At 68.8% G+C, this 19,955-nt stretch carries 15 protein-coding genes; 7 read left to right on the top strand and 8 right to left on the bottom strand.

Annotation, left to right across the window (positions count from 1 at the left end; genetic code table 11):
- Positions 1-14: 14 nt before the first annotated feature.
- From ACW7GZ_RS11090 to ACW7GZ_RS11075, 4 genes are all read right to left on the bottom strand, one after another.
- Positions 15-1,025 carry a diguanylate cyclase gene (locus ACW7GZ_RS11090; protein WP_457002111.1) on the bottom strand — a complete coding sequence of 337 codons (1,011 nt, stop codon included), beginning with the start codon at positions 1,023-1,025 and terminating at the stop codon, positions 15-17.
- Positions 1,026-1,214: 189 nt separating this feature from the next.
- Complete coding sequence (locus ACW7GZ_RS11085) at positions 1,215-3,119, bottom strand: ATP-binding cassette domain-containing protein (RefSeq protein WP_457009226.1); 1,905 nt, start codon at positions 3,117-3,119, stop codon at positions 1,215-1,217.
- Between the two features lie 41 nt (positions 3,120-3,160).
- Positions 3,161-4,771 (bottom strand): protein adenylyltransferase SelO, encoded by a 1,611-nt coding sequence (locus ACW7GZ_RS11080; RefSeq protein ID WP_457009224.1) that lies wholly within the window; start codon positions 4,769-4,771, stop codon positions 3,161-3,163.
- A 41-nt stretch (positions 4,772-4,812) separates the two neighbouring features.
- On the bottom strand, positions 4,813-6,336 hold the full coding sequence (locus ACW7GZ_RS11075; protein ID WP_457009223.1) for a transglycosylase SLT domain-containing protein: 1,524 nt from the start codon (positions 6,334-6,336) through the stop codon (positions 4,813-4,815).
- 128 nt (positions 6,337-6,464) lie between these two features.
- Here ACW7GZ_RS11075 and ACW7GZ_RS11070 point away from each other — a divergent pair, with 128 nt between their 5' ends.
- A complete protein-coding gene (locus tag ACW7GZ_RS11070) occupies positions 6,465-7,991 on the top strand; it encodes a helicase HerA-like domain-containing protein (protein WP_457009221.1) in 1,527 nt (508 codons plus the stop codon).
- 65 nt (positions 7,992-8,056) lie between these two features.
- Positions 8,057-8,563, top strand: a complete 507-nt coding sequence (greB, locus tag ACW7GZ_RS11065) for a transcription elongation factor GreB (RefSeq protein WP_457009219.1) — start codon at positions 8,057-8,059, stop codon at positions 8,561-8,563.
- Between the two features lie 204 nt (positions 8,564-8,767).
- Here greB and rimO read toward each other — a convergent pair whose 3' ends face one another.
- Positions 8,768-10,156, bottom strand: a complete 1,389-nt coding sequence (gene rimO, locus ACW7GZ_RS11060; RefSeq protein ID WP_457009217.1) for a 30S ribosomal protein S12 methylthiotransferase RimO — start codon at positions 10,154-10,156, stop codon at positions 8,768-8,770.
- A 154-nt stretch (positions 10,157-10,310) separates the two neighbouring features.
- Here rimO and ACW7GZ_RS11055 point away from each other — a divergent pair, with 154 nt between their 5' ends.
- Complete coding sequence (locus ACW7GZ_RS11055) at positions 10,311-10,745, top strand: HIT family protein (RefSeq protein ID WP_457002098.1); 435 nt, start codon at positions 10,311-10,313, stop codon at positions 10,743-10,745.
- A gap of 6 nt (positions 10,746-10,751) precedes the next feature.
- Here the strand turns inward: ACW7GZ_RS11055 and dcd are convergent, their stop codons facing one another.
- Both dcd and apbC read right to left on the bottom strand, forming a co-directional pair.
- Positions 10,752-11,339, bottom strand: a complete 588-nt coding sequence (dcd, locus tag ACW7GZ_RS11050; protein WP_457009215.1) for a dCTP deaminase — start codon at positions 11,337-11,339, stop codon at positions 10,752-10,754.
- A 124-nt stretch (positions 11,340-11,463) separates the two neighbouring features.
- On the bottom strand, positions 11,464-12,342 hold the full coding sequence (gene apbC, locus ACW7GZ_RS11045) for an iron-sulfur cluster carrier protein ApbC (RefSeq protein ID WP_457002094.1): 879 nt from the start codon (positions 12,340-12,342) through the stop codon (positions 11,464-11,466).
- Between the two features lie 344 nt (positions 12,343-12,686).
- On the opposite strand from apbC, the gene ACW7GZ_RS11040 reads away from it, so the two are divergent.
- The 4 genes from ACW7GZ_RS11040 to rnfB all read left to right on the top strand — a co-directional run bounded on the left by ACW7GZ_RS11040 (position 12,687) and on the right by rnfB (position 18,928).
- A complete protein-coding gene (locus ACW7GZ_RS11040) occupies positions 12,687-15,716 on the top strand; it encodes a TonB-dependent receptor (protein ID WP_457002092.1) in 3,030 nt (1,009 codons plus the stop codon).
- Positions 15,717-15,879: 163 nt separating this feature from the next.
- A complete protein-coding gene (locus tag ACW7GZ_RS11035) occupies positions 15,880-16,320 on the top strand; it encodes a DUF2147 domain-containing protein (RefSeq protein ID WP_457002090.1) in 441 nt (146 codons plus the stop codon).
- Positions 16,321-16,389: 69 nt separating this feature from the next.
- The gene (metG, locus tag ACW7GZ_RS11030) at positions 16,390-18,495 is read left to right on the top strand and encodes a methionine--tRNA ligase (protein ID WP_457002088.1); all 2,106 of its coding nucleotides are present in this window, start codon (positions 16,390-16,392) and stop codon (positions 18,493-18,495) included.
- A gap of 7 nt (positions 18,496-18,502) precedes the next feature.
- Positions 18,503-18,928 carry an Rnf electron transport complex subunit RnfB gene (gene rnfB, locus ACW7GZ_RS11025; RefSeq protein ID WP_457002087.1) on the top strand — a complete coding sequence of 142 codons (426 nt, stop codon included), beginning with the start codon at positions 18,503-18,505 and terminating at the stop codon, positions 18,926-18,928.
- On the opposite strand, the gene ACW7GZ_RS11020 is transcribed toward rnfB, so the two are convergent.
- Complete coding sequence (locus ACW7GZ_RS11020) at positions 18,925-19,926, bottom strand: TraB/GumN family protein (RefSeq protein WP_457009213.1); 1,002 nt, start codon at positions 19,924-19,926, stop codon at positions 18,925-18,927. The genes rnfB and ACW7GZ_RS11020 overlap by 4 nt on opposite strands.
- Positions 19,927-19,955 lie beyond the last annotated feature (29 nt).

Here is a 19,955-nt window from a genome sequence, read left to right as displayed (position 1 = left end):
GCCATTCGAACTGCTCAGCGCGGTCGCTCGAACGCCACCGTCACGTCGGACTCGACCCGGTTGCGGCCCGCGGCTTTCGCCCGGTACATCGCCCCGTCCGCGCGCTGCAGCCACTCGTCCGCGGTGACCACCGCAAGATCGACCTCGGCCAGGCCGATGCTCAACGTGCAGTTCTGCAGCACCGCCTCCTCGGGGCGCTCGGCGAGAAAGGTGGTGCGCACGCGCTCGGCCACCCGCAGCGCACCCTGCAGCCCGGTCTCGGCCAGCAGCACGCCGAACTCGTCGCCGCCGTAGCGCGCCGGCGTGTCGATGTCCCGGGCACAGATTTCCAGCACCCGGGCCACGTTGCGCAGCACCTCGTCGCCCACGACGTGGCCGTGGCTGTCATTGACCTCCTTGAGGTTGTCGACATCGACCAGCATCAGCACCGCCGGCCGCCGCGTGCGCGCATGCCTGGCCAGCTCGGCGGCCAGGGCTTCGTTCCAGCCACGCCGGTTGCGCAGGCCGGTCAGCGCATCGATGCGGTTGAGCCGCTGCAGCTGGCGGTTCTTCGCACTGATGTTGCGCCCGAGCTCGTATGTGATCGTGGCCAGCACCAGCGGGTACACGACCAGGAACGGCAGCGTGGCAAGGATGCTCGCCATGCTGCTTTCAAGCCCCACCGGGAATCCAAGCGCCGCGGACACAAGCACGCAGGCGATGAGCAGTGCCGGCGTGGTGCGCGCGGCGAAGCGCCAGCCGCCGACGGCGATCTTGTCCATGGTGACCATGACCAGCAACACGGCGCTGGGCACCAGGTTGAATCCCATGATCGCGATCCAGGCGCCGGCGGCGGCCGAATCGATCACCAGATGCTGCTGGGCGGCCAGCTTCGGCTCATGCGCGCGGTGCGTGAGCCAGCGCGCCAGCAGCGGCCACGCGAATCCATTGAAGGCCCACAGCGCCCAGGTCCATGCCGGCGCGTCGTTGCCTGCCAACACCGATGCCACGAGCAGCGCCGACAGGGCGCCCCCCAGGGTTCGCATGTGGTGCACGCGCGCGACGAACCGCCTCTCGCGCTCGCGGACTCCAGTCTGTTCTATCGATTGCATCCGCGCAGGGTCGCCCCGATCCGCCCGTGCGGCAAGTAATGCCAAGCTGGCGAATGGGCGTTCCCGGCACTGCGTCACACCCGCCCCGCAGTAGTGACGCTCCGGTTTACGACGCCAGGGCACTCAGGTCGCGCCTTGCTCCAGCTCGGCCCAGCGCGCATACGCAGCGTCGAGCTCCGCCTGCGCAAGTGCGATCGCGTGCTTGTGGGCGTCGATGTCGGCGCCTGGACGCTGGTAGAACGCCGGGTCGTTCATCGCCTCGATGCGCAGGGCGATGTCGGCCTCCAGCGCGTCGATCCGCGCCGGCAGCTGTTCCAGCTCGCGTTCGAGCTTGTAGCTGAGCTTGCGGCGCGGGGCTGCACCCGCGTCGGCCTCCACCGTTGCCGGAGTTTCGACAGGCCTGTCCTGGACCGCGCGCGCGTGCGTCTCCGTGCTTCGCACGACGGACCGTTGCCGCAGCCAGTCACTGTATCCACCAACGTACTCGCCGATCCGGCCCTCGCCGCCGTCCTGCATCACCAGGGTCGAGGTCACCACGTTGTCGAGGAAGTCGCGGTCGTGGCTGACCAGCAGCAGCGTGCCCGGGTAGTCCGCCAGCAGTTCCTCGAGCAGCTCAAGCGTCTCGACGTCGAGGTCGTTGGTGGGTTCGTCCATCACCAGCAGGTTCGACGGCTGCGCGAACAGCTTGGCCAGCAGCAGCCGGTTGCGCTCGCCGCCCGAGAGCCGGGTGATCGGCGCGCGCGCACGCTCGGGCGTGAACAGGAAGTCCTGCAGGTAGCCGATCACGTGCTTGCGCTTGCCGCCGACCTCGACGAAATCCTGGCCCTCGGCCACGTTCTCCAGCGCGTTCCAGTCCTCGCGCAGCGTGGCGCGGTACTGGTCGAAATAGGCGACCTGCAGCTGGGTGCCGATGCGGATCTCGCCGGACTGCGGCTGCAGCTGGCCCAGCAGCAGTTTCAGCAGGGTGGTCTTGCCGCTGCCGTTGGCACCGACCAGGCCGATGCGGTCGCCACGCAGGATGGTGGTCGAGAAGTCGCGCACCATGGCGCGTTCGCCGAACGCGAACGACACGTCCTTGGCCTCGATCACCTTCTTGCCGGACGCACCGGCCTGCGCGGTGTCCATGCGCACGTTGCCGGTCAGCTCGCGGCGCTTGGCGCGGTCGTTGCGCATCGCTTCCAGGCGCCGCACGCGACCCTCGTCGCGGGTGCGGCGGGCCTTGATGCCCTGGCGGATCCAGATTTCTTCCTGCGCCAGCATCTTGTCGAAGCGCGCGTTCTCCTGCGCCTCGGCGTTGAGACGCTCTTCCTTGCGGCGCAGATAGTTGCCCCAGTCGCCCGGCCAGCTGGTCACCTGGCCACGGTCGATCTCGACGATGCGGGTGGCCAGCGCGCGCAGGAAACGGCGGTCATGGGTGACGAACACCAGCGCGCCGGACCAGCCCTTCAGGAAGCTTTCCAGCCAGTCGATGGCGGCGATGTCGAGGTGGTTGGTGGGCTCGTCGAGCAGCAGCAGGTCGGGCGCCGACACCAGCGCGCGCGCCAGCAGCACGCGGCGCTTCATGCCACCGGAAAGCTCGGAGAAGGCCAGTTCGCCATCGAGGTCGAGCTTCTGCAGCGTCTCTTCCACGCGCTGGTCCGCGGCCCAGCCGTCGGCGGCATCGATCTTCGCCTGCACCGCCGACATCGCGTCGGCGTCGTAGTTGTCGCCGTGGCTCAGGTGGTGGAACTCGGCGAGCCACGCGCCCAGCTCGCCCATGCCTTCGGCGACGACGTCGAACACCGTGCCGGCGGCGCCGGCAGGCACCTCCTGCTCCAGGCGCGACACGCGCACGGTGCCGTCGCGGCGGATGTCGCCATCGTCGGGCTTGATCTCGCCCGACAGCAGGCGCATCAGCGTGGACTTGCCGGCGCCGTTGCGGCCGATCAGCGCAATGCGCTCGCCGGGCTCAATGGCCAACTCGACTTTCTCGAGCAGGAGCGGACCGCCGACGCTGTAGTCGACCGAATTCAGTGTGATCAGGGGCATCCGCCCATTCTACCGCTCGCGGGCGCCGCGGCCGGCTGGTTTCATGAACTGCAGGACAGCATCGAGCAGCCAGCGCGGTCCCGGGCCCAGTCGGGGCGCAGGGCGGCGAAGGCCTCGCGGCCAGGCTGCTCGCCGTAGGGGTCCCGGAACACGTCCAACAGCTCGGCGATTCCGGATTCGTCACCCGATTCCGCGCGGTCGATCGCCTGCTGCGCCAGGTAGTTGCGCGGTACGTAGCGCGGATTGGCGGCATGCATGCGTGCGATCCGCGCTTCGCGAGGCAGTCCGTCCGCCCGGCAGCGGGCGGCGTAGCGGGCGAGCCAGGCGTCCAGCGCGGCGGCATGCTCGGCCGGCAGCGCCGGATCGTAGAACGCGCCGCGCAGCGGTGCGGCCGGGGGCGCGGCCGCTTCGACATCGATATCGGACAGCGCGCGGAACAGACGCGTCATGTCGGCACCGGTGCGGTGCATCAGCGCCTGCAGCGCGCGCATCAGCTCGAGATCGTCGTCGCTGCAGTCCGCGAGTCCCAGCTTGGTGGCGGCGTTGTCGCGCTCGCACCGGCTCCAAGTGGCCGCGTAGGCGTCGAGCCCGGCCTGCAGCGGTGCTGCTTCGGCGAACAGCGGCGACAGTGCGCCTGCCAGCCGCGACAGATTCCAGTGCGCGATGCGCGGCTGCCAGCCGAAACGGTAGCGGCGTCCCTTGGCATCGGTGGTGTTGGGCGTCCAGTCGGGATCGTAGTCGTCGATCCAGCCATAGGGGCCGTAGTCGATCGTGAGTCCGAGGATCGACATGTTGTCGGTGTTGAGCACGCCGTGGACGAAGCCCACCCGCATCCAGTGGCCGACCAGCACAGCGGTGCGCACGCAGACCTCGCGGAACCAGGCCGCGAACAGCGCTTCGTCGAAGGCGCCGGCCGCACGCAGTTCCGCCAGCGGCCGGCCCTCGTGGTCCTGGCCCAGCAGCCACGGGAAGTCCCGCCAGATGCAGAACTCCGCCAGCGCGCGCAGCAGGTCCACGTCCCCGCGCGAGGCCGGCAGCTCGAAGGTCCCGAAGCGGATGAACGAGGGCGCGACCCGGCACACGACCGCACCGGGCTCCGGCCGCGGGTGGCCGTCGTAGAACATGTCCCGCACCACCGGCTCGCCGGTGGCCACGAGCGACAGCGCGCGGGTGGTCGGCACGCCCAGGTGATGCATGGCTTCACTGCACAGGAACTCGCGGATCGAGGACCGCAGCACCGCGCGGCCGTCGGCGCCGCGGGAGTACGGCGTCTGGCCCGCCCCCTTCAGCTGCAGCTCGTGCCTGCTGCCATCGGCGGCCACGGCTTCGCCCAGGCTGATCGCGCGCCCGTCGCCAAGCTGGCCGGCCCAATGGCCGAACTGGTGGCCGCCGTAGTTCGCCGCCCAGGGATCCATGCCCGCGAGCAGCTCGTTGCCGCCGAAAGCCTCCGCGAACGCCGGCGCGCCAGGCGCATGGGCGGCGATGCCCAACTGCCGGGCCACCTCGGCCGCATGCGCGACCAGCCGCGGCGCCGCAACCGGCGTCGGCGCGACCCGCGACCATGCAGCACCCTGCACCTGGCGCACGCCCGGTCCGGCGAGCGGATCGCCGGGAAGTTCGCGCAGGAAAGCGTTGTCGAAGCACAGCTGCATGCGCGCAGTCTGGCAGGCGGAGCGCGACGGCTCCGTGCGCTTCAGCGGCTGCACCCTTCCAGGCGCAGGCGCTGGCCGGTGCGGATGGCGAAGGCAGGCCCCTTCAGACGGTTGGCCTGGGCCAGCTTCCGCACCTCGCAGCCATACTGGCGCGCGATCGCGGCCAGGGTTTCGCCACGCGCCACCTGGTGCTCGCGCGGCGCCGCGCTCGGCGTCGCGACGCCGGTGGCGACCGTGGTCCCGGCGGGCCGCACCACTTCGATCGGCCCCGTGCGCAGCAGGGCCGCATTGACGCTGCTGCCCATCAACTGCTTTGCAAGCTCCGCGCGCCGGCCCTGCGCGCACCAGCGCTTGTACAGCGCGGCCATGCGCGTGGTGCCCTGGAGCACCGCGCCGGCGGGAATCACCTGGTCCGCTTCGAAGCGCGGGTTCAGGTTGCGCAGTTGGCGCATGTAGCCATGCCGGCTGCCGCTGTCGCCCATGCACACGGTGAGTTCGTAGATCGACGCCGGCCGCGAGAGCGCGAAGCGGGTCGGGCGTGCATCCACCTTCGGAAAGCTCAGGCCGTACTCCTTCGGATGCAGGTACAGCCAGGCCGCCGCGATCACCATCGGCACGTAGTCGCGGGTTTCAGCGGGAAACTGGTTGTAGACGTCGGCCTCCCAGAACGGACGCCCGCCGCTGGCATCGTGGATGCGCCTGGCGCGGCCCTCGCCGCCGTTGTAAGCGGCCAGCCATTTCTCGACCTCGTTGCCGAACTCGGCGAAGCGCTCGCTGAGGTAGCTCGACGCGGCATCGGCGGACAGCGCGGGGTCGTAGCGGGTGTCGAAACCGCTGGCATCCACCCCCAGGCCGAAGCGCTGCCCGGTGGCCGGCATGAACTGCAGCGGGCCTACCGCGCCGGCGCGGGAACCCACGTGCACGCGGCCGGTGGATTCCTTGGCCATGATCCCGAACAGCAGCGCCTCGGGCAGGCCGCGCTTCTCGAAGGCCGGCGCCATCAGGTGGCGCATGTACTGGTAGTTCTCGTGGCTGGTGATCAGCGACACGCGCATGTCGGTCAGCCAGCGGCGGATGCCTTCCTGCACCGCCGGGTTGAACTGCACCATGCTTACGAAGCGCTGGCCGTCCTCGCTCAGCAGCGCCGCGGCGCTGGCACCCTCGGGCACGTCGCCCGTCGGCAGGCCGCCCTCGTCGAAGCCTTCGGAATCGAATTCGCCGCCGTACACGCCCGCGGCGTCGTCGGCCTGGGCCTTCAGCAGCCGCTTCCACCCCGGCAGCATCGAGGCGACTTCGCAGCCGCGCTGCTTCTCACAGGCCAGCATCACGTCTTCCATGTCCTCGAGCGCGGCGTTGCCCTCGTCGATGGCGACGGGGTCGGCGTTGGCGGCTTTTACCAGCGACTCGCGGTAGCGGGCCTCGGCGGTGGCCATGCGCTCGACCAGGTCTGCGGCGGCGGCGCGGTCGCGCTTTGACTGGGCGGAGGCTTCGGGGATGTGCAGGGCAAGGACTGCAACGGCCGCGGCAAGCGCCAGCCGCGGCAGGACAACGGAAAATGGGGGCATTCGAGGACCAGGACTGCTTTTCGATCCTGCAGGGTAGCGGCCGGTCTCGGCCAGCGGCAAGCGCTTCGCCGGGGACCCCGCCCGGCAGCCCCTTGTCGCTAGAATCCGCCTATCACACAGGAGCCCCCATGGACCCGATCCTCGTCGGCAAGGCCGTCACTACCCCGGAATCCCTGCCCGAAACTGGCGGCCGCGTCTTCCTGCAGCCGAGGCTCGCCAACCGCCACGGCCTCGTGGCCGGCGCCACCGGCACCGGCAAGACCGTGACCCTGATGACCCTGGCCGAAGGCTTCTCGCGGATCGGCGTGCCGGTGTTCATGGCCGACGTGAAGGGCGACGTCGCCGGCCTCGCCGTGCCCGGCGACATCGACGACAAGCTGCGCGAACGCGCGGCGATGATCGGCGTCGACGCCTACGGCCCCGAAGCCAGCCCGGTGCTGTTCTGGGACATCTACGGCAAGGCCGGCCACCCGGTGCGGACCACGGTCAGCGAGATCGGACCGACCCTCCTTTCGCGCATGCTGGAGCTCAACGACACCCAGTCGGGCGTGCTCGACATCGTGTTCAAGCTGGCCGACGACCGCGGCCTGCTGCTGCTCGACCTTGCCGACCTGCGCGCCCTGCTCGGCCTCGTCGCCGAGGAGCGCAAGGCGGTGTCCACCCAGTACGGCCTGGTCAGCACGCCCTCGATCGGCGCCATCCAGCGCGCCCTGCTGCGCCTGGAATCCGACGGTGGCGAAGCCTTCTTCGGCGAGCCGGCGCTGGAGCTGGCCGACATCATGCGCACCACCAGCGACGGCCGCGGCGTGGTCAGCATCATGGCCGCGGACCGGCTGATCCTGAAGCCGCGGCTATATTCGAGCTTCCTGCTGTGGCTGTTGTCGGAGCTGTTCGAAACCCTGCCCGAGGTCGGCGACCTCGACAAGCCGAAGCTGGTGTTCGTGTTCGACGAAGCGCACCTGCTGTTCAACGATGCGCCGGCGGCGCTGCTGCAGCGCATCGAGCAGGTGGTGCGCCTGATCCGCTCCAAGGGCGTCGGCGTGTACTTCTGCTCGCAGTTCCCCGACGACGTGCCCGACAACGTGCTCGGCCAGCTCGGCAACCGCGTGCAGCACGCACTGCGCGCCTACACCCCGCGCGACCAGAAGGCGGTGCGCACCGCGGCGGAAACCTTCGTGTCCAACCCCGGGCTCGATGTCGCCAAGGCGATCGGCCAGCTCGGGACGGGCGAGGCGCTGATATCAACGCTGCAGGGCAAGGGCGCGCCGATGCCGGTGGAGCAGACCCTGGTCGCGCCGCCGCGCTGCCGGATGGGCGCGATCACCGACTCGGAACGCGAGCGTGTGCGCGCGGGCAGCCCGGTGGGGGCGAAGTACGACACCACGGTCGACCGCGAATCGGCCTTCGAGATGCTGGCAAAGAAGGCCGACGGCCTCGCCGAGCAGGCCGATGCGCCGAAGGCGCGCACCGCCAAGCAGGACGAGCAGGAATCGGGCGGCGGCTTCGCACAATCGATGAAGGACGCGGTGTTTGGAACAAAGCGCCGCCAGGGCATGGTCGAGACCATGGCCAAGCAGACCGCGCGCACGGTCGGCAACCAGATCGGTCGGCAGATCCTGCGCGGGATCTTCGGTGGCCTGACGGGCAAGAAGTGAGCGCACGCATGGTCCGCTCCGCAACGTCGGCGTCCGCGTCGGCGACCGACAAGCGCTGAGGCCACATGTCACGCTGGCGCCCGCCTCCGGAAAAATCGACCGCCCTGGTCACCCCGGGCGGCCACGCACGCCTGAAGGCCGAGCTCGACGACCTCTGGCGCGTGCGCCGCCCCGAAGTGGTGCGCGCGCTCGCCGCCGCCGCGGCCGAGGGCGATCGTTCGGAGAATGCCGAATACACCTACCGCAAGAAACAGCTCGGCGAGATCGACCGCCGCGTGCGCTATCTGTCCAAGCGCCTGCAGGAGTTGCGCGTGGTCGACACCGCGCCCAGTGATCCTTCAGCGGTTTATTTCGGCGCGGTGGTAGAGGTGGAAGACATCGCCAGCGGCGAATGCTCGACCTACCGGATCGTCGGCCCGGACGAGACCGACGCCACGCTCGGCTGGATCAGCATCGACTCGCCATTGGCGCGGGCGCTGCTGAAGAAGCGGCTGGACGACGAGGTCGAAGTGGAGCTCCCGGGCGGACGGCGCGGCTTCGCCGTGGTCGCGGTGGACTACCCCGCGGACTGAGGCGCTGGCGCGGGACATCCTGGCGCGTTGGCGCTGACACGAAGCCACTGTAGGAGCAGCTATAGCTGCGATCCCCGCCACGGAAAAGTCCGGCGCACGGTACGGCGGGCTTGCGGCGTCTTCCCGCAGGCCGCAGCCGGCATTCTAAGGACCGCGCAGCGGACCTGCCGGCGGAGTGCCTGCGCACCCTCTGCCCCCGCGACCTCAGCCGTTGTATTCGACCTCACCGTAGAGATCGTGCTCGTCGCTGCCCATGATGCGGATATCCGCGAACTCGCCCGGCACGAGCCCGGCCTCGCGGCCGTCCTGCACCTGTACCAGGCCGTCGATCTCCGGCGCGTCGGCCATCGAGCGCGCAATCGCGAGGTCGCCGTCGATGGCATCGACGATGCAGCGCTGCACGGTGCCGACCTTGGCTTCAAGGCGCGCGGCCGAGATGTCGGCCTGGCGCTCCATGAAGCGCGCAAGCCGCTCCTGCTTCACTTCCTCCGGCACCGGGTCCGGCAGCGCGTTCGCCGCGGCGCCTTCCACCGGCGAATAGGCGAAGGCGCCGACCCGGTCGAGCTGGGCTTCATCGAGGAAGTCGAGCAGGGATTCGAACTCGGCCTCGGTTTCGCCCGGGAAGCCGACGATGAAGGTTGAGCGCACCGTCAGCTCCGGGCAGGCGGCGCGCCAGGACTGCACGCGTTCCAGCGTGCGCTCGACGGCGCCCGGGCGCTTCATCAGCTTCAGGATGCGCGGACTGGCGTGCTGGAAGGGGATGTCGAGGTAGGGCAGCAGGCGCGGCTGGCCGTCGGCCTTGCGCTGCGTCATCAACTCGATGATGCCGTCGACGTGCGGATACGGATAGACATAGTGCAGGCGCACCCAGGCGTCGAGCTCGGAAAGGCCTTCGCACAGCGCCTTCATCCGGGTCTGGTAGGCCCTGCCCCGCCACGTGCGCTCGGCATAGCGCAGGTCGACGCCGTAGGCGGACGTGTCCTGCGACACCACCAGCAGCTCGCGGACGCCGCCATGCACCAGGCGTTCGGCCTCGCGCAGCACTTCGTCCACCGGGCGCGAGACCAGGTCGCCGCGCATCGACGGAATGATGCAGAAGCTGCAGCGGTGGTTGCAGCCTTCGGAAATCTTCAGGTAGGCGTAGTGCTTCGGGGTGAGCTTCACCCCCGACGCGTAGTCCTCGCCGCTGAGGCGCGGCGCATGCACCAGGTCGACAAACGGATCGTGCCGCGGCGGCAGCGCGGTGTGCACCGCGTCCATCACGCTCACGTAGTCCTGCGGGCCGCTGATCGAGAGCACGCCCGGATGCGCCTCGCGGATCACGTCGGCGCGCTTGCCCAGGCAGCCGGTGACGATGACCTTGCCATTTTCGGCCATGGCCTCGCCGATCGCGTCCAGCGATTCGGCCACGGCGGAATCGATGAAGCCGCAGGTGTTGACCACGACCACGTCGGCGGCGTCGTAGCTGGACGACAGCGCGTAGCCCTCGACCCGGAGCTGGGTGAGGATGCGTTCGGAGTCGACCAGGGCCTTGGGGCAGCCGAGGCTGACGAAGCCCACGCGTGGGGCGGTCGGGGAAATGGTGTCGGTCATGCGCTGGGGTGGCTCTGGAAGTGGTCCGCGCTACGCGGACGGGAGGGTGCGGGGTCTTCGCGCGGCGATTATAGCGGCGGGCTAGAATCGACCCGAGGGCCGACTTCCCGCAGCGCGCGCTCGCGCCCGCGGCGGACCATTGAAGGAGGGCGCCATGCCCAGGCACAGGTCACCACAGCACGAACCCTACGCCCTGCATCCGCAGCTCGCCGCCGACAGCCATCCGCTCGCCGCCCTGCCCCTGTGCGACCTGCAGCTCATGGACGACAGCAACTACCCCTGGCTGGTGCTGGTGCCGCGGGTGGCAGGCGCACGCGAACTGCTTGATCTGGACCCCGCGCAGCGCGCGTCCCTGGTCGAGGAGATCAGCCGCTGCGAACGGCTGCTTCTCGACGTGTTCCAGCCGCACAAGCTCAACGTCGCCGCGCTCGGCAACCTAGTGCCGCAGCTGCACGTGCACGTGATCGCCCGCTTCGAGCATGACCCGGCCTGGCCGGCGCCGGTCTGGGGCCGGGTCGCCGCACGCCCCTACGCGCCCGAAGCCCTGGTAGCCCGGGTGCGCGAACTGCAGGCGGCGCTGGCTCCCTGACCATGCTCAGGTCCGCGGCAGGGTGACCCCGGTCTGGCCCTGGTACTTGCCGCCGCGGTCGCGGTAGGAGGTCTCGCAGACGTCATCGGCCGCGGCCTGGAAGAACAGCATCTGCGCCACGCCCTCGTTGGCGTAGATCCGCGCCGGCAGCGGCGTGGTGTTGCTGAACTCCAGCGTCACGTGCCCCTCCCACTCCGGCTCCAGCGGGGTCACGTTGACGATGATCCCGCAGCGCGCGTACGTGCTCTTGCCCAGGCAGACCACCAGGGTATCGCGCGGGATGCGGAAGTATTCGACGGTGCGCGCCAGCGCGAACGAGTTCGGCGGGATGATGCACTCGTCGGCCTCGATGTCGACGAAGCTCTTCGGATCGAAGTGCTTCGGGTCGACGATGGTCGAGTTGATGTTGGTGAACACCTTGAACTCTCGCGAGCAACGCACGTCATAGCCGTAGCTGGACGTGCCGTAGCTGACGATGCGCTCGGCGCTGGCGCCGCCCTTGTCGACGAATTTGACCTGGCCGGGCTCGAAGGGCTCGATCATGTTCTTTTCCGCGACCATGCGGCGGATCCAGCGGTCGGACTTGATGCTCATGCGGCTCCCGGCAACGATGCCCCGGCGGGACGCCAGGGCAGGTGCGGCGATTGTAGGGAATGGTCGCCGCCGGGGCATCCCGGCGGCGACGTGGCAGCGCGGCGACTTCGACCGCGCTGCAGGTTCAGAGCAGCGAGGCCGAGATCGACGCCGGCGCGCGTGGCCGCTTGGCCAGCTCGGCGACCACGTTGCGCGCAAGCTCGCGGTACGCGGCGGCGGCGGCGGAATCGGGCGCCGCGGCCACCACCGGCACCCCGGAATCGGCGTGCTGGCGGATCGCGATCTCCAGCGGCAGCGAACCGAGCAGCGGCACGCCGTACTGGCTGGCCATGCGTGCGCCGCCGCCTTCGCCGAACACGTGTTCGGCGTGGCCGCAGTTCGAGCACACGTGCACCGCCATGTTCTCGACCAGGCCCAGCACCGGCACCTCCACCTTTTCGAACATTTTCAGCGCCTTGCGGGCGTCAAGCGTGGCCACGTCCTGGGGTGTGGTGACGATGACCGCGCCGGCGACCGGGATCTTCTGCGCCAGCGTCAGCTGGATGTCCCCGGTGCCCGGCGGCAGGTCGATCACCAGGTAGTCGAGGCCTTCTTCACCGCCCCACAGCGTGTCGCCCAGGAGCTGCGTCAGCGCCGACGTGGCCATCGGTCCACGCCAGATCATCGGCGTGTCGTCCTCGACCAGCAGGCCGATCGACATCGCCTCGATGCCGTGGGCGCGCATCGGGAGGATCGACTTGTTGTCCGGGCTCTCGGGCCGGCCCGACAGGCCGAGCATGGTCGGAATGCTGGGGCCGTAGACGTCGGCGTCGAGGATGCCGACGCGCGGCCCCTCGGCCGCGAGGGCCAGTGCCAGGTTGACGGCGGTGGTCGATTTGCCCACACCGCCCTTCCCGGAGCCCACGGCAATGATGTTGCGGACCCGCGGCAGGGGCTTGAGGGTGCCTTGGACGGCACGCGCGGGGATCCGCGCGGCCGGGGGCGACGGCGTTTTCGGGAACAACTCTCCACTCCGGCAGTGACTACGGCCGGCAAGCTTGCGCCAAAGCAGCAGCGACTGCGAGCCACGCCGCTCTGAATACGCCGCCTCCGGCCCTGCGTGGGAATCAAACGCGACGCTTCCGCAGCGGAAACCGGATCCAGCGCACATTTGCGCGGGAAATGCAACACAGAACTGTTGCAATAGCGTTAACCCCATGTTAAGAAATTCTGCAGTCCGCAAAGCCGCATGCATACCAGAGTCAAGCAAGGCAAGAAACGGACCCGACGGCCGCTGCGCTCCCGGACCCATGGGGAATGAATTCGCGGCATTAGCGTCCTCCACATCAACCGGGGAGTCCGAACGCCGTGAAGAAACCCACCATCCGCTCCACTGCACGACGCACCGTGCTGAGCCTCGCGCTCGGAATGTGCTTTGTCTCGGGCGTCCACGCCCAATCCAATACCGCAGGCTCCATTTTCGGATCCGGCGTCGAGCCGGGAACAACCATCACCGTGGAGAGCGCCGACACCGGCTTTCGCAGGGACGTCGTTGCCGACTCGAGCGGGCGTTTCAGCATGTCGTCCCTGCCGGTGGGCCGCTATCGCGTCACCGCGGCGCGCGGCGCCGAGGTCGTGGGCTCGCGCGACAACGTCGCGGTGGTGATCGGCGGCGGTGCCGAGGTCTCCTTCTCGGCCACGGCTGGCGGCGATGTCACCACCATCGACGGCGTGCAGGTCTTGGGCAACCGCGGCCCGTCGATTGACGTGTCGGCCACTGATACGCGCACCGTCTTCACCGCCGAAAAGCTCCAGAACATGCCGGTTGCGCGCAACATCCAGGCCGTGGCGCTGCTCGCCCCCGGCGTCATCCAGGCTGACTCGCGCTATCCCAATACCGCCTCGTTCGGCGGCTCGGCGGCGTCGGAAAACGCGTTCTACATCAACGGTTACGCCGTCACCAACCCGCTGACCAACCTCGGCTCGACCACCCTGCCCTTCGACGGCATCAACCAGATGCAGGTGATCACCGGCGGATACGGCGCCGAGTTCGGGCGCGCGACCGGTGGTGTCGTGAACATCGTCACAAACCGTGGTGGCAACGAGTGGAAGTTCGGTGGCCTGCTGACCTATTCGCCGTCGAGCTTGCGTGCCACTTCCAGGAACATCTACTACCCGGACAACGGTACGCCCACCGACGGATTGCTCTACCAGAAGCGCGACGAGATCGAGTCCGGTGCGTGGAGCTATGGCGTCCACGCCAGCGGCCCGCTCATCAAGGACCGCCTGTTCGTGTACGCGAGCGGCGAGATCACCCAGCAGGACCAGATCGGGGTTCTTGCGCGCCCGGGCGGCGCCACCAACGGCCGACAGCGTTCCGAGTACGACATCCCGCGCTGGATGGCCAAGGTCGACTGGCAGATCTCCGACAACCATGCCCTGGAATTCACGGCGGTATCGGACGTGACCGAGCAGAACGTCCAGTATTCCCAGTTCCAGTACGTGCCCAATGCCGATGACGTCATCCGCGGCACGACCAAGACCGGCGGGTACTACTATCGCGACGGCGGCGAGCTCTATATCGGCCGTTACACCGGCTACCTGACCGACAACCTCACGTTGACCGCGCTTTATGGCCAGCAACAGGGCGACCACGAGGCCGTGCCGTTCGGGTACGACCCCGGCATCACCTATGTCAGCGACACCCGCTCTATCGCCAATCCGGTGCAGCGCGGTTCGTATGGACAGCTCGCCTTCCCCGACGCGTACGACGAAACCGAGGGCGGTCGCATCGACCTGGAATGGCAGGCGGGCTCGCACCTGCTGCGGCTGGGCTATGACCGGCAGGATTCCGAATCGCGGGCCGGTGAAGTGACATCCGGCCCTGGCTATCGCTGGATCTACAGCAGTTGCGGCCCTGGCCGCGAAGGCGACGGGATCGACGGCGGCGGCGGCGCCACCTGCCCGGGCGGGAGCGGCGACTACGTGTCGCAGTACAAGTACGCGAACGGCGGCACGTTTACCGTCGAACAGTACGCGTACTACCTCGAGGACCGCTGGCAGGTTTCCGACAACTGGCTGCTTTCGCTGGGCCTGCGCAACGAGAACTTCGAGAACTTCAACGCCGACGGCGTTTCCTACGTGGAACAAAGGGACCAGTGGGCGCCGCGCATCGGACTGAGCTGGGACGTCCTCGGTGACGCCTCCCTCAAGGTGTTCGCCAACGCCGGCCGCTACCACCTGGCCATGCCCAACAACGTCGCCCTGCGCGGCGCCGCGGGCTCGCTGTATACCAATGAGTACTTCGCGTTCACCGGCATCGATCCGGCCACCGGCGAGCCGATCGGGACGACCGCGCTCGGCGACGGCCCGTACTCGTCCAATCGCGAGTATGGCCAGGCTCCCGATCCCCGGACCGTCACCGCCAAGGGCATCGATCCGCACTTCCAGGACGAGTTCGTGCTCGGCTTCGAAAAGCAGTTCGCCGACCAGTTCACCTTTGGCGCCCGTTACGTGCACCGCAACCTGCGCAGCGCGATCGACGACATGTGTGACTTCCGCCCTGCCTACAACTGGGCGATCAACCAGGGCCTGGGCGAGGAAACCGCGACCAGTCTGGGCGATGCGCTGGCGGCCTGCCGCCTGTTCAATCCGGGCGAAGCGAACACGTTCCTGCTCGACGACGGCACGGGCAACCTGGTCGAGGTTGCGCTGAGTGCAGCCGAACTCGGCTTCCCCGAGCTCAAGCGCATGTACCAGGGCATCGACTTCTTCGTCGAGCGTCCTTTCGACGGCACCTGGTTTGGCCGCGTGGACTACACGCTGTCGCGCAACTACGGCAACGCGGAGGGCCAGCTGAAGTCGGACGTGGGCCAGGGTGACGTCTCGCAGACGATGGACTGGGACCATCCGGAGCTGATGGAATTCGCCAACGGGTACCTGCCCAACGACCGGCGCCACAAGCTGACGGCGTACGGCTACTACCAGGCCAGCCCGGAATGGCGCTTCTCCGCGACCGCCAGCTTCATCTCCGGCCGCCCGAAGAACTGCACCGGCTACTACCCGGATGACCCGGCGAACGACGAGTTCAACGAACTCTATTCGTACGGCGGCCCCTACTACCACTTCTGCAACAACGAGCCGCAGCCGCGCGGCACCGGCGGCCGGATGCCGTGGAACAAGCGCCTCGACCTTGGCGTGGCCTACCTCCCCGCGTTTGCCGACAACAAGCTGGTCCTGTCGATGGACGTGTTCAACGTCTTCGACGACCAGATCGGGCAGAGCATGGTGGAGTACGGCGAGAACGGCGGCGTCGGCGTGCCCTACTCGCAGACAGAGCGCATCCTGAGCTATTCGGCGCCACGCAACGTCCGCTTCGCCCTGCGCTACAGCTTCTAGGGCGAGGTCGGGGACGGGGCCCGCGGCTCGCGCCGCGGGTCCCGTCGTTTTTGCGGGGCCACGCCGGACGCGGACCCGCCGGCCTTGTTCTCTTCCGCTGCGACAGCGGTTATAACGGCGGGGCCGCCCCCAAGGCGGACCACTGACTACCCAGGAGCCCCCAATGCGCATGCACTTCCTTTCCGCAATCCTGTTCGCAACCGCCGCCCTGCTGGCACCAGGCGCCAGCGCACAGGCCAACGGACCCACGGGCCAGTGGAAGACGATCGACGACCAGACCGGCAAGGCCAAATCGATTGTCGAGATCTCCAGGGCCGCGGACGGCACTTACAGCGGCCGCATCATCGAACTGCTCGACCCCAGCCGGCCCGATCCAAGCTGCGACAAGTGCAAGGACGATCGCAAAGGCAAGCCGATCACGGGCATGGAAATCATCCGCGGCATGAAGACCGACGGCGCCTCCTGGTCGGGCGGCACCATCCTCAAGCCCGACGAAGGAAAGGTCTACAAGTCGAAGATGGAACTGGTCGAAGGCGGTGCCAAGCTGAAGGTCTCCGGCTGCGTGGCCTTCATTTGCAAGTCGCAGCTCTGGGAGCGGATCTAGCCTTACGCGCCCCCGGGGAGCTCCAGGCCGGCATGCGATAATCCGCATCCTTTCGCACGCAGCCACGCCATGCCACGCCCCGCACTCGTCACCAACGCCCTGCCCTACGCCAACGGTCCGTTGCACATCGGCCACCTGGTCGGCTACGTGCAGGCCGACATCTGGGTGCGCGCGCGGCGCATGGCCGGCGGCACGGTCCACTACGTCTGCGCCGACGACACCCATGGCACGCCGATCATGCTCGCCGCCGAGAAGGCGGGGACCACGCCGGAGGCCTTCGTCGCCGGCATCCAGGCCGGGCACGAGCGCGACTTTGCGGACTTCGGCGTCGCGTTCGATCATTACGACTCGACCCACTCACCACGCAACCGCGCGTTGACCGAGGCCATCTACGCGCGCCTGGACGCTGCCGGGCACGTCAGCCGGCGCTCGGTGGCGCAGCTGTATGACCCGGACAAGGGCATGTTCCTGCCTGACCGCTACGTCAAGGGCACCTGCCCGCGCTGCGGCACCGCCGAGCAGTACGGCGACAATTGCGAACACTGCGGCGCAACCTACTCGCCCACCGAGCTGCTGCAGCCGTACTCGGTGGTCAGCGGCGCCACGCCCGAGCTGCGCGAGAGCGAACACTTCTTCTTCGAGCTCGGCCACTTCGAAGCCTTCCTGCGTGAGTGGCTGGCCGGTGACGTCGCCACCCCCGGGGTCAAGGCCAAGCTGCTGGAGTGGGTCGACGGCGAGGGCGGGCTGCGCGCCTGGGACATCTCGCGCGACGCGCCCTACTTCGGCTTCGAGATCCCCGGCCATCCGGGCAAGTACCTGTACGTCTGGATCGACGCGCCGATCGGTTACCTGGCCAGCTTCCAGGCGCTGTGCGAGCGCGAAGGCCTCGACTTCGACGCATTCGTCGATGCCGGCAGCCAGGCCGAGATGCACCATTTCCTGGGCAAGGACATCATCAACTTCCATGGCCTGTTCTGGCCGGCGGTGCTCGATGGTGCCGGGCTGCGCCCGCCCACGCGACTGCACGTCAACGGTTACCTGACCGTCGACGGCGCCAAGATGTCGAAGTCGCGCGGCACCTTCGTGATGGCGCGCACCTGGCTGGATGCCGGGCTCCCGCCCGAGGCCCTGCGCTATTACTTCGCGGCCAAGTCCGGCGGCGGCGTCGAGGACATCGACCTCAACCTGGCCGACTTCGTGGCCAGGGTGAACTCCGACATCGTCGGCAAGTTCGTCAACCTGGCCAGCCGCTGCGCCGGTTTCATCGGCAAGCGCTTCGACGGCATGCTCGCGCCGGCGCTGCCGGAGCCGGAGATGTACGCGCGCTTCGTCGCGGCGCTGGCGCCGGTGCGCGACGCCTACGAACGCAACGAGCCCGCCAGCGTGCTGCGCCAGGTGATGGCGCTGGCCGACGAGGCCAACCGCTGGATCGACGAGCGCAAGCCCTGGGTGATCGCGAAGCAGGACGGTGCCGACGCCGAGCTGCACGCTGTCTGCAGCCAGGGCCTGAACCTGTTTCGCGTGCTGGCCGGCGCGCTGCACCCGGTGCTGCCGGCGATGGCCGTGCAGGTGGAAGCCTTCCTCGCGGCTCCGCTCGCCCGCTGGCAGGACCTGGACGCCCCGCTCACTGGCCACCGCATCCAGCCCTACCAGCCGCTGTTCACCCGCATCGACCCGAAGAACATCGCCACCATGACCGAAGCCAGCAAGGACGACCTCAAGCCTGCCGCCGCCCCCGTCCTTGTAGGAGCAGCTACGGCTGCGACCGCGCCGTCCGTAGCCACCAAAGGCGGCACGCCCACCACGACGGCGAACAAAGCGATGTCCAGCGACGCCGCGGCCCCCACCATCACCATCGACGACTTCGCCAAGCTCGACCTGCGCATCGGCAAGGTCATCGCCTGCGAATTTGTCGAAGGTTCGGACAAGCTGCTGCGCTTCGAGCTAGACGCCGGGGAGCTCGGCACGCGCCAGATCTTCTCCGGCATCCGTGCAAGCTACGGCGAGCCGGCTTCGCTGGTCGGCCGCAGCGTGGTCTTCATCGCCAACCTCGCGCCGCGCAAGATGCGCTTCGGCATGAGCGAAGGGATGATCCTGTCCGCCGGCTTCGACGCCGGCGCGCTGGCGCTGCTTGGCGCCGATCCCGCGGCCGCGCCCGGGATGCCGGTCCGCTGAGCCGGCGATGAGCGGCCGCGACGCCCTGGTCGAGCGCCTCGACCGGCTGCTGCCGCAGACCCAGTGCGGGCAGTGCGGCTACAGCGGCTGCCGGCCCTATGCCGAAGCCATGGCCGCAGGCGACGCCGGCGTGGACCGCTGCCCCCCGGGCGGGGATTCCGGCGCGCGCGCATTGGCGACCCTGCTGGGCGTATCACCACTGCCTTTCGACCGCAGCCTGGGCGAACACCGCCCGGCCGAGGTCGCGCTGGTGATCGAACCCGACTGCATCGGCTGCACCAAGTGCATCCAGGCCTGTCCGGTCGACGCCATCATCGGCGGCAGCAAGCGCATGCACGTGGTGCTTGCACCGCTGTGCACGGGATGCCGGCTGTGCGTTCCGGCATGTCCCGTGGACTGCATCGTGATGCTGCCGGACCCTCTCCTGCCCTAGCGCGTGCCGACGCACTCCGAACACACGCGCTCCACTGCATAGCCCCTCGCACGCAGCTTCTCGACCACGCCGTCCTCGCCCAGCAGGTGCATCGCGCCGACCACCACCAGGCTGTCGTCGCTGCCATCTTCGCGCAGCCGCGCTTCCAGCTTCGGCACCCAGGCGTCGTTGCGGCCGACGTTGATCACCTGGTACAGCGCGGGGAAGTCGCGGCGCAATTCGGCGATCGTGCCGTCGATGATCGCTTGCGTATCGCCGGCCCGCCACGCGCCGTGCAGGGCGAGCATCTGCTCTGCACCGGCCTCCGCCTGTTCCAGCGCCTGCTCGAGCATCTGCAGCTGCTCGCCGGCGTCCATTCCGTCGAGGAAGGCGATCTGCTGGGCACCGGTCTCGAGCCCGGCCACGGGCTTCTGCGCGGTCTCCGCCAGTCCGCCCATGTGCGCGTCGAGCCCGATGGCCGGATCGAAGCCCAGCCCGGTCATCTGGCTGATGGTCACCATCATGCCCACGAACCAGGGCTCGAAACGCTGCAGTACCTCGACCGTCATACCGGTGGCGGCCAGCTGCGCGGCGTTGTCGCGGCCCCAGTCGGCAAGCTTCGCCGCCAGCTCCGGGCCAAGCTCGTCGTCAAGCGTGCTGCCGTCGGTGCGCATTGCCGCCTGGGCCATCTGCAAGGCCAGCTGCGGCGAGGCCAGCTCGTCCGGCGCGACCTCGAACACCAGCTTCTCGGCGTCGGCGAAGGCCATGTCGACGTCGCGCGACAACGGATAATCGGTGGGAAGCAGCAGGTGGAAGGAGCCGAGCAGGTACAGCGAGTTGTCCTTGTCGGACACCTTCCACAGCAGCGGCACCGGAGCCGTCGTTCCGGCAGTCGCCGCGGCGGTCGGTTGCGCGCTGGCCGGTGGCGCGGCCATGGCGAAGGCGCTGGCGCCAATGAGCAGGGTCGCGGCAACGGCGCCGGCAAGCAGGGACCCGCGGGCCCCGTGGGTATTGAACATGGAGGTCCTTTTCTGGGTGGTGGACGCCG

Source organism: Luteimonas sp. A537, assembly GCF_054052065.1.
The sequence above is the reverse complement of the archived record's forward strand: the minus strand, read 5'-3'. Positions and strand labels throughout refer to the sequence as shown.

Coding starts and splice junctions, on each gene's coding strand:
- ACW7GZ_RS11090 (WP_457002111.1), bottom strand. CDS start 1,025: ATGCGAACCCTGGGGGGCGCCCTGTCGGCGCTGCTCGTGGCATCGGTG.
- ACW7GZ_RS11085 (WP_457009226.1), bottom strand. CDS start 3,119: ATGCCCCTGATCACACTGAATTCGGTCGACTACAGCGTCGGCGGTCCG.
- ACW7GZ_RS11080 (WP_457009224.1), bottom strand. CDS start 4,771: ATGCAGCTGTGCTTCGACAACGCTTTCCTGCGCGAACTTCCCGGCGAT.
- ACW7GZ_RS11075 (WP_457009223.1), bottom strand. CDS start 6,336: ATGCCCCCATTTTCCGTTGTCCTGCCGCGGCTGGCGCTTGCCGCGGCC.
- ACW7GZ_RS11070 (WP_457009221.1), top strand. CDS start 6,465: ATGGACCCGATCCTCGTCGGCAAGGCCGTCACTACCCCGGAATCCCTG.
- greB (WP_457009219.1), top strand. CDS start 8,057: ATGTCACGCTGGCGCCCGCCTCCGGAAAAATCGACCGCCCTGGTCACC.
- rimO (WP_457009217.1), bottom strand. CDS start 10,156: ATGACCGACACCATTTCCCCGACCGCCCCACGCGTGGGCTTCGTCAGC.
- ACW7GZ_RS11055 (WP_457002098.1), top strand. CDS start 10,311: ATGCCCAGGCACAGGTCACCACAGCACGAACCCTACGCCCTGCATCCG.
- dcd (WP_457009215.1), bottom strand. CDS start 11,339: ATGAGCATCAAGTCCGACCGCTGGATCCGCCGCATGGTCGCGGAAAAG.
- ACW7GZ_RS11035 (WP_457002090.1), top strand. CDS start 15,880: ATGCGCATGCACTTCCTTTCCGCAATCCTGTTCGCAACCGCCGCCCTG.
- metG (WP_457002088.1), top strand. CDS start 16,390: ATGCCACGCCCCGCACTCGTCACCAACGCCCTGCCCTACGCCAACGGT.
- rnfB (WP_457002087.1), top strand. CDS start 18,503: ATGAGCGGCCGCGACGCCCTGGTCGAGCGCCTCGACCGGCTGCTGCCG.
- ACW7GZ_RS11020 (WP_457009213.1), bottom strand. CDS start 19,926: ATGTTCAATACCCACGGGGCCCGCGGGTCCCTGCTTGCCGGCGCCGTT.